The sequence below is a fragment of the Pseudomonas orientalis genome (assembly GCF_022807995.1).
Classification (GTDB): domain Bacteria; phylum Pseudomonadota; class Gammaproteobacteria; order Pseudomonadales; family Pseudomonadaceae; genus Aquipseudomonas; species Aquipseudomonas orientalis_B.
Window position 1 is genome coordinate 5207199 of the sequence record NZ_CP094351.1, and the last position, 12887, is coordinate 5220085.

At 61.9% G+C, this 12887-nt stretch carries 11 protein-coding genes; 1 reads left to right on the plus strand and 10 read right to left on the minus strand.

The window, feature by feature from the left end:
* Positions 1-8: 8 nt before the first annotated feature.
* Positions 9-602: an aminodeoxychorismate/anthranilate synthase component II gene (locus tag MRY17_RS23390; protein WP_191952996.1), complete on the minus strand. Its 594-nt coding sequence runs from the start codon at positions 600-602 to the stop codon at positions 9-11.
* A 421-nt stretch (positions 603-1023) separates the two neighbouring features.
* Here MRY17_RS23390 and estP point away from each other — a divergent pair, with 421 nt between their 5' ends.
* A complete protein-coding gene (estP, locus tag MRY17_RS23395) occupies positions 1024-2949 on the plus strand; it encodes an esterase EstP (RefSeq protein WP_243352934.1) in 1926 nt (641 codons plus the stop codon).
* A 130-nt stretch (positions 2950-3079) separates the two neighbouring features.
* On the opposite strand, the gene trpE is transcribed toward estP, so the two are convergent.
* The 9 genes from trpE to MRY17_RS23440 all read right to left on the minus strand — a co-directional run bounded on the left by trpE (position 3080) and on the right by MRY17_RS23440 (position 12886).
* Positions 3080-4561 carry an anthranilate synthase component I gene (gene trpE / locus MRY17_RS23400; RefSeq protein ID WP_124360037.1) on the minus strand — a complete coding sequence of 494 codons (1482 nt, stop codon included), beginning with the start codon at positions 4559-4561 and terminating at the stop codon, positions 3080-3082.
* Between the two features lie 70 nt (positions 4562-4631).
* Complete coding sequence (locus tag MRY17_RS23405) at positions 4632-5450, minus strand: phosphoglycolate phosphatase (RefSeq protein WP_181284898.1); 819 nt, start codon at positions 5448-5450, stop codon at positions 4632-4634.
* Positions 5447-6121 carry a ribulose-phosphate 3-epimerase gene (rpe, locus tag MRY17_RS23410; RefSeq protein ID WP_057723685.1) on the minus strand — a complete coding sequence of 225 codons (675 nt, stop codon included), beginning with the start codon at positions 6119-6121 and terminating at the stop codon, positions 5447-5449. Before rpe ends, MRY17_RS23405 begins: the two co-directional genes overlap by 4 nt.
* An 82-nt stretch (positions 6122-6203) precedes the next feature.
* A complete protein-coding gene (locus tag MRY17_RS23415; RefSeq protein ID WP_243352935.1) occupies positions 6204-7352 on the minus strand; it encodes an iron-containing alcohol dehydrogenase in 1149 nt (382 codons plus the stop codon).
* A gap of 217 nt (positions 7353-7569) precedes the next feature.
* Positions 7570-8394 carry an ABC transporter permease gene (locus MRY17_RS23420; RefSeq protein ID WP_243352936.1) on the minus strand — a complete coding sequence of 275 codons (825 nt, stop codon included), beginning with the start codon at positions 8392-8394 and terminating at the stop codon, positions 7570-7572.
* 12 nt (positions 8395-8406) lie between these two features.
* The gene (locus tag MRY17_RS23425; RefSeq protein ID WP_181284895.1) at positions 8407-9633 is read right to left on the minus strand and encodes an ABC transporter permease; all 1227 of its coding nucleotides are present in this window, start codon (positions 9631-9633) and stop codon (positions 8407-8409) included.
* Between the two features lie 201 nt (positions 9634-9834).
* The gene (locus MRY17_RS23430; RefSeq protein WP_181283002.1) at positions 9835-10875 is read right to left on the minus strand and encodes an ABC transporter substrate-binding protein; all 1041 of its coding nucleotides are present in this window, start codon (positions 10873-10875) and stop codon (positions 9835-9837) included.
* Positions 10876-10918: 43 nt separating this feature from the next.
* On the minus strand, positions 10919-12031 hold the full coding sequence (locus MRY17_RS23435; RefSeq protein WP_124360042.1) for an ABC transporter ATP-binding protein: 1113 nt from the start codon (positions 12029-12031) through the stop codon (positions 10919-10921).
* A 225-nt stretch (positions 12032-12256) separates the two neighbouring features.
* Complete coding sequence (locus MRY17_RS23440; protein ID WP_181283003.1) at positions 12257-12886, minus strand: response regulator; 630 nt, start codon at positions 12884-12886, stop codon at positions 12257-12259.
* Position 12887: the final 1 nt, after the last annotated feature.

Here is a 12887-nt window from a genome sequence, read left to right on the forward strand (position 1 = left end):
GAAAGTCCTTAGCGCGTGCCGCCGCTCTGCTTGAGAAAGTTGGCGAACAGCTCGTAGCCCTGCTCGGTCAGGATCGATTCAGGGTGAAACTGCACCCCTTCGATATTCAGTGTCTTGTGGCGCAGGCCCATGATCTCGTCGACCGAGCCGTCCTCCAGCTGGGTCCAGGCCGTCAGTTCCAGGCACTCGGGCAGGGTGTCGCGCTTGACCACCAGCGAGTGGTAACGGGTCACGGTCACCGGATTGTTGAGGGCCTGGAAGACACCCAGGTCTTTGTGAAATACCGGGCTGGTCTTGCCGTGCATTACCTGACGCGCGCGTACCACGTCACCGCCAAAGGCCTGGCCAATGGACTGATGCCCCAGGCATACGCCCAGAATCGGCAGCTTGCCGGCGAAATACTGGATGGCTTCCAGGGAGATACCCGCTTCGGTCGGCGTGCACGGGCCGGGCGATACCACGATGCGCTCGGGGTTCAGCGCGGCGATCTGGGCGACTGTCAGTTCGTCGTTGCGCACAACCTTGACCTCGGCACCCAACTCGCCCAGGTACTGCACAACGTTGTAGGTAAAGGAATCGTAGTTATCAATCATCAGCAACATGTGGGTTCAAACCTCTTGAATTCACTGATTTCAAATGACCGCCTTCAAAGCGTGTGGCCCGCTGTCAGACGCACGTTCCGGTTGCCGGGGTGAGCGGCAAGGGGCGTCAAACAGGGTGAAGAAGGCAAATCGGTACAGGTCCGGCCAGGCCGGCGGAGAAAAATGTCAGGCGCGCCAACGCCAACGGGCGTGTGCCTTGACTACTCGCATCAAGAGTTTGCTGATGATCAACACGGGGAGGGTCTCATTCATACGTTCAGGCACAGTAACGTAGCCTCGCCAGCGGTGCAATATGGCGCCGCAAATACGGGCCGAGCTCGATGCGACGCCCACAGGAAAATTCGGTTTTGCGCTATAGAAAACGCTCGATACTTTGCTAGTGTTTCGGTTCCGACACAAAAACAACTCAATGGAATTTTCCATGCTCAGAACCCCGTTCTTCGCGCCCCTGGCCGCCGGCTTGCTTTCCCTGGCTTGCGCACAGGCCCACGCAGCCGCGTCATCACCCTATTCAACCATGGTGGTATTCGGTGACAGCCTGGCCGATGCCGGCCAGTTTCCCGACGGCAGTGCCGGATCGACCCTGCGCTTCACCAACCGTACCGGGCCGACGTTCCAGGGGGACTATGGTCTTGTTTCTTCGACACTGCTCGGCGCCAAGCTGGGTGTAGCACCAAACGACCTGAACGCCTCCACCTCACCGGTGCGCGCGATCCAGGGCTTGCCGGACGGAAACAACTGGGCGGTGGGCGGCTACCGTACCGACAATATCCTCGACTCCATCACGACGGTCTCCAACGCTGCGATCCCGCCCGGCAATGCGGGCGGCGGTACGGTGCTGCGCAGTCGACAGGGTTACCTGCCGGCAAACGGCGGGCGGGCCGATCCGAATGCGCTGTACTTTCTGTCCGGTGGCGGCAATGACTTCCTTCAGGGCCGCGTACTCAGCCCCGCTCAAGCGGTCGCCGCCGGCGGGCGACTGGCTGACAGTGCCCAGGCCCTGCAACAAGCCGGCGCGCGTTACATCATGGTATGGATGCTGCCCGACATCGGCCTGACGCCGGCCGTCAACGGCACCCCGCAGCAGGCAGCGACGTCGGCCCTGAGCGCTGTTTTCAACCAGTCCCTGGTGCAGCGCCTGTCGCAGATCGATGCGCAGGTCATCCCGCTGAACATTCCATTGCTATTGAACGAAGCCTTCGCCAATCCGGCTCGCTTCGGCCTCGCCACCGGGCAAAACCTCACCGGCACCTGCTTCAGTGGCAACAGTTGCACTGCCAACCCGGTCTACGGCATCGGCGGCACCAACCCGGACCCGACCAAGCTGATCTATAACGACTCGGTCCACCCGACCATCGCCGGGCAACGGCTGATCGCCGACTACGCCTATTCGCTGCTCGCCGCGCCATGGGAAATCACGCTGCTGCCGGAAATGGCCCAAGGCACGTTGCGCGCCCATCAGGATGAATTGCGTAATCAATGGCAGGCAGACACCGGCAACTGGCAAGCCGTCGGCCAATGGAGGGCGATCGTGGCAGCCGGTGGTCAGCGCCTGGATTTCGATAACCAGGACAGCTCGGCAAGCGGCGATGGCAGCGGTTATAACCTCAATATCGGCGGCAGCTACCGGCTCAACGAAGCCTGGCGCGTAGGCGTCGCCGCGGGCCTGTACCGCCAGACACTGGAAGCCGGCGCCAGCGATTCGGATTACAAGCTCAACAGCTACATGGGCACCGCGTTCGCCCAATATCAGCAGAATCATTGGTGGGCCGATGCCGCCTTGACCGGCGGCAAGCTGGACTTCGACAACCTCAAACGCAAGTTCGCCCTGGGCATCAGCGAAGGCTCGGAGAAGGGTGACACCGATGGCTGGCTCTGGGCCTTGAGCGGCCGCGTGGGGTATGACATTGCCGCGCCGGGCAGCGACTGGCACCTGTCGCCCTTCCTCAGCGCCGATTACGCGCGCGTCGAAGTCAACGGCTACTCGGAAAAAGACAGCCGCTCCACCGCCCTGACCTTTGACGACCAGCAGCGCGATTCCAAGCGCCTTGGCGTCGGCCTGCAAGGCAGCTACCGCATCACCCCGCAGACCCAGGTGTTTGGGGAAGTGGCCCATGAACACGAGTTCGAGAACGACACGCAGAAGGTCAACATCGCGCTCAACAGCGTGCCGGGGATCGACTTCAAGCTGGACGGGTATACGCCGCGCAGCAATTCGGATCGCTTGAGCCTGGGTGTCAGCCACAAGCTGACGCAGGAGCTGGCGTTACGCGCGGCGTATAACGTGAGGAAGGATGACAACCTGACCCAGCAAGGGGTCAGTGTCGGGGTGAGCCTGGATTTCTAACGGCAGGGCAATGAAGGTCTAATGTGGGAGGGGGCTTGCCCCCGATAGCGGTCTGTCAGTCCATGATGTGCTGGCTGACACACTGCTATCGGGGGCAAGCCCCCTCCCACATTTTCATCTACATTTGGCTTCAGTCTTGTGGCGTTTGCTCGGCCAGTGCCACCGCACGGAACATCGCCCGGCGCTTGTTCAGGGTTTCTTCCCATTCAAGGGCCGGCACCGAGTCTGCCACAATGCCGCCACCGGCCTGCACGTGCAGTTCGCCATCCTTGATCACTGCCGTACGGATCGCAATCGCGGTGTCCATGTTGCCGTTCCAGGCGAAATACCCCACGGCGCCGCCATAGACGCCCCGCTTGACCGGCTCCAGCTCGTCGATGATTTCCATCGCGCGAATCTTCGGCGCGCCCGACAAGGTACCGGCCGGCAGGATGGCGCGCAGTGCGTCCATGGCGGTCAGCCCGGCTTTCAGTTCCCCGGTGACGTTGGACACGATGTGCATCACGTTGGAATACCGTTCGATGACCATCTTCTCGGTCAACTTCACCGAGCCGATTTCCGAGACACGCCCGGTGTCATTACGGCCCAGATCAATCAGCATCAGGTGCTCGGCGATTTCCTTGGCGTCGCTCAACAGGTCTTCTTCCAGCGCCAGGTCCGCTTCTTCGGTGGCGCCACGCGGGCGCGTACCGGCGATGGGACGCACGGTGATCAGGTTGTCTTCGACGCGCACCAGCACTTCCGGTGAACTGCCCACCACGTGGAAATCACCGAAGTTGAAGAAGTACATGTACGGCGTCGGGTTGAAGCAGCGCAGCGCTCGGTACAGGTCAATCGGCGCCGCCTTGAAGTCGATGGACATCCGTTGCGACGGCACCACTTGCATGCAGTCACCGGCGAGGATGTATTCCTTGATGGTATCCACTGCGCGCTCATAGTCCGCCTGCGTGAAGCTGGAACGAAACACCGGATCGGCGGCAGGCGGCCGGCTGAGGTCCAGGCCACGACGCGGCGTGATCGGCTGGCGCAGCTTTTCCAGCAGCGCTTCGAGACTGGCCTGGCCCTGTTCGTAGGCATCCGCCTGGGACGGGTCGGCCAGTACAATCGCGTGCATCTTGCCGGCGAGATTGTCGAACACCACAACCGCATCAGAGACCATCAGCAGGATGTCCGGCACGCCCAGAGGGTCCGGATTCGGGCATTTACCCAACCGTTGCTCCACATAGCGCACGCAGTCATAACCGAAATACCCCACCAGGCCGCCGTTGAAACGCGGCAGGCCGGCAATGGTCGGCACGTTGTAGCGCGCCTTGAAGGCCTCGACGAAGGCCAGCGGGTCGTCTACATCATGGCTTTCGATCTCGATGCCGTCATGGGTGATGCTCACATGATGGTCGTGCACCCGCAGTACGGTGCGGCACGGCAGGCCGATGATCGAATAGCGGCCCCACTTCTCGCCGCCCTGTACCGACTCCAGCAGATAGGAGTTCGGCTCGTCGGCCAGTTTCAGGTAGATCGACAGCGGCGTGTCGAAGTCGGCCAGGGTTTCACGGGCCATGGGGATACGGTTATAGCCGGCAGCGGCCAAACGCAGGAATTCTTCGCGGATCATCAGGTGCCTCGTGGTGTGAGGGTCAATCGGTCAGGTAGGCAAACGTGCCGCAAAGAGCGGCCAGGATCAGTCAGGCGCGCCAACGCCAGCGGGCCAGGGCCTTGATGACTTTCATCCAGAGTTTGCGGGTGACCACCACGATGGGATTTCCATAAGGAGACGGATCGATATCGGGCAACGTTATCTCAGCGCCCGCGCCCAGGCAACCGGGGATTAACAGGCGCAGGTCATCAATCACCAGCGCCGGCGCTTCTTCGGCAATCGGCCGGCCATGGTTGTAGCCGTAACTCAAGGCCACGCACTGCACGCCTGCGGCTTTGGCCGCCAGTACATCGCTGCGCGAATCGCCGACAAACAACGATTGGGACGCCGGAATATTCGCCATCTTCATCACGAAGAACAGGGCCGCCGGGTCAGGCTTTTTCTGCGGCAGGGTGTCGCCGCCGATGATCCAGCGAAAATACCGGCCGATCTTCATCTGGTCCAACAGCGGTGCGACGAAGCGCTCCGGCTTGTTGGTGATCAAGGCCATTTCCACGCCCTGCTTGCTCAACCATTTGAGGGTGTCACGCACGCCGGGATACACCACCGTCAGTTCGTGGCTGCTTTCATAGGCGGCATTGAACAGCTCCAGGGCATGGTCGGCTTCCACCTCATCCACACCGCTGGCGTCGATGTTGCCGGCCAGCGCCCGGCGCACCAGCATCGGCGCGCCGTTGCCGACCCATTCGCGCACCGCCTCGATCCCCGCAGGCTTGCGCCCGAGTTTGAGCAGCATCTGGTCCACCGCCGCCGCAAGGTCAGGCACCGAGTCGATCAAGGTACCGTCCAGATCGAACATCACCAGCCGTGGCAATTGGCCGGGGAACAGTTGCTCAAAGCCGCTCATGGACGCGCCAGCGCCAGTTCGGCATGCATCTTGGCGATCACTTCCTGGTAATCCGGTGCGTTGAAGATCGCCGAGCCGGCGACGAACGTATCGGCACCCGCGGCAGCGATCTCGCGAATATTGTTGACGTTGACCCCACCGTCGATTTCCAGGCGGATCTCCCGTCCCGACGCATCGATCAGCGCCCGCGCTTCGCGCAGCTTGTTCAGGGTGCCGGGGATGAATTTCTGCCCGCCAAAACCCGGGTTGACGCTCATCAGCAGGACCATGTCGACCTTGTCCATCACGTACTCCAGCACACTCAAGGGTGTGGCCGGGTTGAACACCAGGCCCGCCTTGCAGCCGCCTTCGCGGATCAGTTGCAAAGTTCGGTCGACGTGCAGCGTGGCTTCCGGGTGGAAGGTGATGTAGGTCGCACCGGCGTCGATGAAGTCGCCGACAATGCGGTCCACCGGGCTGACCATCAGGTGCGCGTCGATCGGCGCGGTGATCCCGTACTTGCGCAACGCTGCGCAGACCATCGGGCCGATGGTCAGGTTGGGCACGTAGTGGTTGTCCATGACGTCGAAGTGCACGAAGTCGGCGCCGGCGGCCAACACCTTGTCCACTTCTTCGCCCAGGCGGGCGAAGTCGGCGGAGAGAATCGATGGAGCAATGACGAAGGGCTGCATGACGCACCTTTTTGAGCTAAATCACGATGGCGCGCATTGTATACCTCAGCTTTGCCCTGCGCACCGTGACCTCACTCAACGGCTAGTAAGCCGCCCGGTAGATTTTCTCGATATCGGCCGCACTGAGCTGGCGCGGGTTGTTGCGCATCAGGCGTTCGATACCCGCCGCTTCAGTGGCCATCGCCGGGATAGCTTCCTCAGGCACACCGAAACTGCGCAGGCCCGCCGGGATCTCGACGGCGGCGCACAGTCGCGTCATCGCCTCGACAGCCTGGTCGGCAGCGTCATTCACGCTCAGCCCGCTGACATTCACGCCCATGGCCTGGGCTATATCGCGCATCCTTTCGACACAGGCCAGCTTGTTCCAGTGCATCACATAGGGCAGCAACAGCGCGTTGCTCACGCCATGGGCGATGTTGAACCGGCCGCCCAACGGATACGCCAGCGCATGCACCGCGCCCACGCCCGCGTTGCCGAAAGCCATGCCAGCCATCAGGCTGGCGGTGGCCATGTCGTCACGGGCCTGCAGGTTGGCCGGGTTGGCGTAAGCCTTGGGCAATGCGCCGGCAATCAGCTTGATCGCGCCGATCGCCAGGGCATCGGTGATCGGCGAGGCGTTCAGCGACAGATAGGATTCAATCGCATGCACCAGTGCGTCGACGCCACTGGCGGCGGTGACGCTGCGCGGGCACGTAAGGGTCATTTGCGGGCTGATCAGCGCCACATCCGGCAGCAGGTAGTCGCTGACGATGCCTTTTTTCAGCTGCGCGACCTTGTCCGAGAGGATCGCCACGTTGGTCACTTCCGAGCCGGTGCCCGCCGTGGTGGGGATGGCGATCAACGGCGGACCCTTGCGCGGCACCTGGTCGACCCCGAACAGATCCGCCAGGGCGCCGTGGTAACCGGCATAGGCCGCCACGCTCTTGGCGATGTCGATGGCACTGCCGCCGCCCACGCCGATCAGGCCGTCGTGTCCGCCATCGCGGTAGGCCTGCATGCAGTCCTCGACAATGGCGATTTCCGGGTCGGGCAGCACGCGGTCGAAAATTTCGTAAGGGCGGCCGCCCAAATGCTCGAGCGCCAGCGCGACCGTGCCGGACTTGACCAACGCAGCATCGGTGACGATCAGCGGGTTATCCACATCCAGGCGGGTGAGTTCGGCGGCGAGTTGCTCGATGGCGCCAGCGCCGGTGAGCAGTTTATGGGCGATCTTGAATGAGGAAGTACTCATGTGCGCGGCCTCTTATTGAGAGATGGGCTGGCACAAGAGTAGCTGAGACAAATGGGTTGTCTGCCATTCAAGAGCTGAATGGTCATTATCTGAATGAACAAAGAACCAATGTGGGAGGGGGCTTGCCCCCGATAGCAGTGTGTCAGTCAGCACTTCTGAGACTGATACACCGCTATCGGGGGCAAGCCCCCTCCCACATTTTGACCTATGCCGGGCTTTAGACTTGGGCCGTACGCAGCTTTTCGCTCCGTCCGCGCAGCCATTCAAGCGTCAGCAGCAGCACTACTGAAAACCCGATCAGCAACGTCGCCGCCGCCGCAATCGTCGGGCTGAGGTTTTCGCGGATGCCGCTGAACATCTGCCTGGGCAACGTGGCCTGCTCCGGCCCTGCGAGAAACAGCGTCACCACCACTTCATCGAACGAGGTGGCGAAGGCAAACAGCGCCCCGGATATCACCCCCGGGGCGATCAGCGGCAAGGTCACGCGGCGAAACGCGGTCAACGGTGAAGCGCCCAGGCTGGCCGCCGCCCGCACCAGATTGTGATTGAAACCCTGCAAGGTCGCCGACACGGTAATGATCACAAACGGCACGCCCAGCACCGCATGCACCACGATCAGCGAGAGAAAGCTGTTGCCCAGGCCCAGCTGGGCAAAGAACAAATAACTGGCCACGCCGATAATCACCACCGGCACCACCATCGGCGAAATCACCAAAGCCATCACCAGTGCCTTGCCGGGGAAGTTGCCACGGGTCAGGCCGATCGCCGCCAGCGTGCCGAACACCATTGCCAGCAGCGTGGCCGCCGGGGCGACGATGATGCTGTTGCGCAAGGCGCGCATCCATTCGGCCGAGGCGAAAAAGTCGTGATACCACTGCAGCGAAAAGCCCTGCAGCGGGTACACCAGGAAACTGCCGCTGTTGAACGACAACGGGATGATCACCAGCACCGGCAGGATCAGGAACAGCAGGATCAGACCACACAGAATCCGCAGGCTGTAGAACCACAGCCGCTCCACCGGTGACATATAAGGGCTCAGCATCGCAAGGTCTCCTCAGCTCAGGCGCAGGCGACTGGCGCCCACCAGCCGGTTGTAAATCAGGTACAGCAGCACCGTCGCCAGCAGCAGCAAGCCGCCCAACGCCGTGGCCATGCCCCAGTTGATGCTGGTGTTGGTATAGAAGGCCACGAAGTAGCTGACCATCTGGTCGTTCGGGCTGCCCAGCAACGCTGGGGTGATGTAGTAACCAATCGCCAGGATGAACACCAACAGGCAACCGGCGCCGACACCGGCGTAGGTCTGCGGGAAGTACACGCGCCAGAAGCTGGCGAAGGGATGACAGCCCAGGGAAATCGCCGCGCGCATGTAAGTCGGCGAAATGCCCTTCATCACGCTGTAGATCGGCAGAATCATGAACGGCAGCAGGATATGCACCATGGAGATGTACACACCGGTACGGTTGAACACGAGTTCCAGCGGCGTATCGATCAGGCCCATGCCCATCAGGGCGCTGTTGATCAGGCCCCCGGATTGCAACAGTACGATCCACGCCGCCACCCGCACCAGGATCGAGGTCCAGAACGGCAGCAAGACCAGGATCATCAGCAGGTTGCTTTTGCGCGCCGGCAGATTGGCCAGCAGGTACGCCAGGGGATAGGCCAGCAGCAGGCAGATCACGGTGATGACCAAGCCCATCCAGAATGTGCGGGCGAAGATATCCAGGTAGATGGCCTGGTCGGGGGTGGCCGGCGCGATTTCGCCCAGGTCATCGATACGGTGATCGACGGCCGCCAGCAGGTAGTAAGGCGTCAGGCTGCTGGTATTGCGCCGGATCGCCTGCCAGTACGCCGGGTCTCCCCAGCGTTCGTCGAGGCTTTCCAGCGCGGTTTTATAAGAGGCCGGCGCTTCGGTAAACGGCAGCGCCCGCGCGGTTTTGGTCAGCAGGCTGCGATAACCGGCCAGTTCCATGTTCAAGCGCTTGGACAGATCGCCCAGGGTCTGGTTTTTGCGCGCTTCACCCAGGTCGTCACTCAGCGCCTGATACACCGACTCGCCGGGCAAGCCACGACCGTCCCAGGCCGTCACTGCCACCACCGTGCGCGGCAAGCCTGCGACCACTTCCGGGTTGCCGACGCTTTTGTAGAGCAGCGCAACAATGGGCACCAGGAACACCAGCAGCAAAAACAGCACCAGCGGCGCAATCAAGGCCTGGGCCTTCCAGCGGTTGAGCCGCTCGGCACGGGCCAGGCGCTGCTTGAGGGTGGGAATGGCTACTGCCATGACTGAACTCCGGATCTTGAAGATAAATGCAGATGCCCTGTGGGAGGGGGCTTGCCCTAATGCCAGTCTGTAGGAGCGAGCTTGCTCGCGAAAAACTCACAGGCGCCGCGTTCAGTCAGGAAGCACGCGTTATCGTTGACGTTTTTCGCGAGCAAGCTCGCTCCTACATCGGGCATTAGGGCAAGCCCCCTCCAACATGGGTTACTTGGCGGCCCAGGAATTGAAGCGCTGCTCAAGCTGCTCGCCGTTATCGGCCCAGAAGCTCACATCGATCTGCACCTGGTTGGCGATGTTCTCCGGGGTGGTCGGCATGTCTTTGAGCACGTCTTTGGCCAGCAGCGGCACGGCCTGGGTGTTGGCCGGGCCGTAGGCGATGTTTTCCGAATAGATCTTCTGCTGCTGCGGCTGCACCGAGAAGGCGATGAATTTCTTCGCCGCTTCGGCGCGCTCCTTGGCCAGACCTTTTGGAATGGCCCAGGCGTCGAAGTCGTAGATACCGCCGTTCCACACCACTTTGAGGTTGCTTTCTTTCTGTACGGCGGCGATCCGGCCGTTGTAGGCCGAGCTCATCACCACGTCGCCCGAAGCGAGGTACTGCGGCGGCTGTGCGCCGGCTTCCCACCACTGGATCGAGGGTTTGAGTTCGTCGAGTTTCTTGAACGCGCGGTCCTGGCCATCCTTGCCGGCCAGCACTTTATAGACGTCCTTGGGCGCCACGCCGTCGGCCATCAGCGCGAATTCCAGGGTGTACTTGGCGCCTTTGCGCAGGCCACGCTTGCCGGGGAATTTCTTGGTGTCCCAGAAATCCGCCCAACTGGTCGGTGCACTGCTGAGTTTGTCGGCGTTGTAGGCCAGCACCGTCGACCACACGAAGAAGCCTACGCCGCAGGGCTGGATCGCGCCCTTCACGTAGTCGGCGGTGTTGCCGAACAGTTTCGGGTCCAGGGGTTCGAACATGTCTTCGTCGCAGCCACGGGACAGTTCAGGCGACTCCACTTCCACCAGGTCCCAGGACACGCTCTTGGTGTCGACCATGGCCTTGACCTTGGCCATCTCACCGTTGTATTCACCGGCGATGATCTTGCCGTTGCCCGCGCTTTCCCACGGGGCATAGAAGGCCTTGACCTGGGCCGCCTTGTTCGCGCCGCCAAAGGAAACGACGGTCAGGTCCGGGCCGGCCATGGCCTGTGTCGCGCCCATCAAGCCGATAGCCAGGGCCGAATACTTAAGGGATCTCAACATTGTTGTGCTCTCCACGTGCAGGGTTGGTGAAGCCAGGGGGCGATCAATTCGCCTCTAGAAGTGGGTCGAGTGCGCGAACGTGCTCGACTTGCCAGCCAATCGGTACCACGTCGCCGACCGTCAGGGCCGGGTCCAGCTCGGCGATCGGTTGTTTCACGAAAAAATCGGTCTTGCCGCAGACTTCCAGGCGCACACGCACGTGGTCGCCCAGGTAGATGAACTCCGCTACCCGCCCGGAGAAGCGGTTGATGCAGCTGCCGCTGGCACCATTGAGGCTGACGCGCTCCGGCCGCACCGACAGGGTCACCGGGCCGCCGACCTGCCCGACGTTCACCGCCAGCGCCTCGACCTTCTCGCCGCGCGCCAGCTCCACCACACAACGCTCGCCGGTGTGGCTGTGCAGACGGCCATTGAGGCGGTTGTTTTCGCCGATGAAGTTGGCCACAAAGGTGTTTTTCGGCTCTTCATACAGGCTGCGCGGCGCGGCGATCTGCTGGATTTCGCCCTGGTGGAACACCGCTACACGGTCGGACATGGTCAAGGCTTCGCCCTGGTCATGGGTCACATACACCACGGTCACGCCGAGGCGCTGATGCAGGTGCTTGATTTCCATCTGCATGTGTTCGCGCAGTTGCTTGTCGAGGGCGCCGAGGGGTTCGTCCATCAGCACCAGTTGCGGCTCGAACACCAAGGCGCGGGCCAACGCCACCCGCTGTTGCTGGCCACCGGACAGTTGCGCCGGGTAGCGCTGCGCGAAGGCGTCGAGCTGGACCATGCTCAGCACGCGCTTGACCCGCTCGCTGATGTCAGTCTTGCTCAAGCCACGCACGGACAGCGGAAACGCCAGGTTCTCGGCCACGGTCATGTGCGGGAATAATGCATAGTTCTGGAACACCATGCCGATGTCGCGCTTGTGCGGCGGCACGTTATTGATCGAGCGGCCGGCCAGCTGGATCTCGCCGGCGGTGGGTGTTTCAAAGCCGGCCAGCATCATCAGGCTGGTGGTCTTGCCCGAGCCGGACGGCCCGAGCAGGGTGAGGAACTCGCCCTTGCGAATCTCCAGGTTGAGGTCTTTGACGATCAGGTTTTCGCCATCGTAGCTTTTCTGCACGCCACGAAAGCTGACCAGCACATCATTTGTATCCGCCTCGCTCATACCCGCACCTTTGTATTTTGGACCGCTGTGGCACAAGCGTAGTCCAGGCGCGAGGCCCCGGAAATCAGGGGTCAGGAGAGAATCGCATCAGCCGGATGGAAGGTTCGGGGTAGGGATCGCCCTACACGGATGGCGGGCATGGGACAGTGCAGCTGCAACAGGCGAGCTGCAAGCGGCAAGAACAGGCTCGGCGGCGTTTTTGAGGTGTCGCTGACGGATACGCCGCTACAGCAGCTTGTGTTCCATGGCGTATTTCACCAACTCGGCCAAGGAGGTGATATTGAGCTTTTGCATCAAGCGCGCCTTGTGGGTGCTGATGGTTTTGCTGCTCAGGGCCAACTGCACGGCGATGTCGTTGACGTTGGCGCCTTGTGCCAGACGTTCGAACACCGAGAATTCGCGCTCCGACAGCAGCGAATGCAGCGGCCGTGAATCCGTCAGGCCGACTTCGAAGACCATGCGGTCTGCCAGGTCCGGGTCGATATAGCGCCCGCCCGCCGCGACCTTGCGAATCGCCATCAGCAGCAATGCCGGGTCGCTGTCCTTGGTGGCATAACCGGCCGCGCCCACCTTCAGGGCGCGGGCGGCCATTTGCGCTTCATCGTGCATGGACAGCACCAGGATCGCCGGCGGGTTGCTCAACGCCCGAATACGCGCGATGGCCTCCAGGCCATTCACGCCGGGCATGGAGATATCCAGCAACACCACTTCGCACGGCACATGGCGCAGGGTCTCCAGCAATTGCTCGCCATTGCTTGCCTCGCCTACTACCAGCAGGTCCTTGGCCAGGCCGATCAATTGCTTGATGCCTTCCCGGACAATCGTGTGGTCTTCGGCTACCAGTACGCGGATCACA

Bases quoted from the DNA above. Each gene is read 5' to 3' on its own strand.
- estP (WP_243352934.1), top strand. From the start codon at position 1,024: ATGCTCAGAACCCCGTTCTTCGCGCCCCTGGCCGCCGGCTTGCTTTCC.
- rpe (WP_057723685.1), bottom strand. From the start codon at position 6,121: ATGCAGCCCTTCGTCATTGCTCCATCGATTCTCTCCGCCGACTTCGCC.
- MRY17_RS23435 (WP_124360042.1), bottom strand. From the start codon at position 12,031: ATGAGCGAGGCGGATACAAATGATGTGCTGGTCAGCTTTCGTGGCGTG.
- trpE (WP_124360037.1), bottom strand. From the start codon at position 4,561: ATGATCCGCGAAGAATTCCTGCGTTTGGCCGCTGCCGGCTATAACCGT.
- MRY17_RS23420 (WP_243352936.1), bottom strand. From the start codon at position 8,394: ATGCTGAGCCCTTATATGTCACCGGTGGAGCGGCTGTGGTTCTACAGC.
- MRY17_RS23390 (WP_191952996.1), bottom strand. From the start codon at position 602: ATGTTGCTGATGATTGATAACTACGATTCCTTTACCTACAACGTTGTG.
- MRY17_RS23430 (WP_181283002.1), bottom strand. From the start codon at position 10,875: ATGTTGAGATCCCTTAAGTATTCGGCCCTGGCTATCGGCTTGATGGGC.
- MRY17_RS23415 (WP_243352935.1), bottom strand. From the start codon at position 7,352: ATGAGTACTTCCTCATTCAAGATCGCCCATAAACTGCTCACCGGCGCT.
- MRY17_RS23425 (WP_181284895.1), bottom strand. From the start codon at position 9,633: ATGGCAGTAGCCATTCCCACCCTCAAGCAGCGCCTGGCCCGTGCCGAG.
- MRY17_RS23405 (WP_181284898.1), bottom strand. From the start codon at position 5,450: ATGAGCGGCTTTGAGCAACTGTTCCCCGGCCAATTGCCACGGCTGGTG.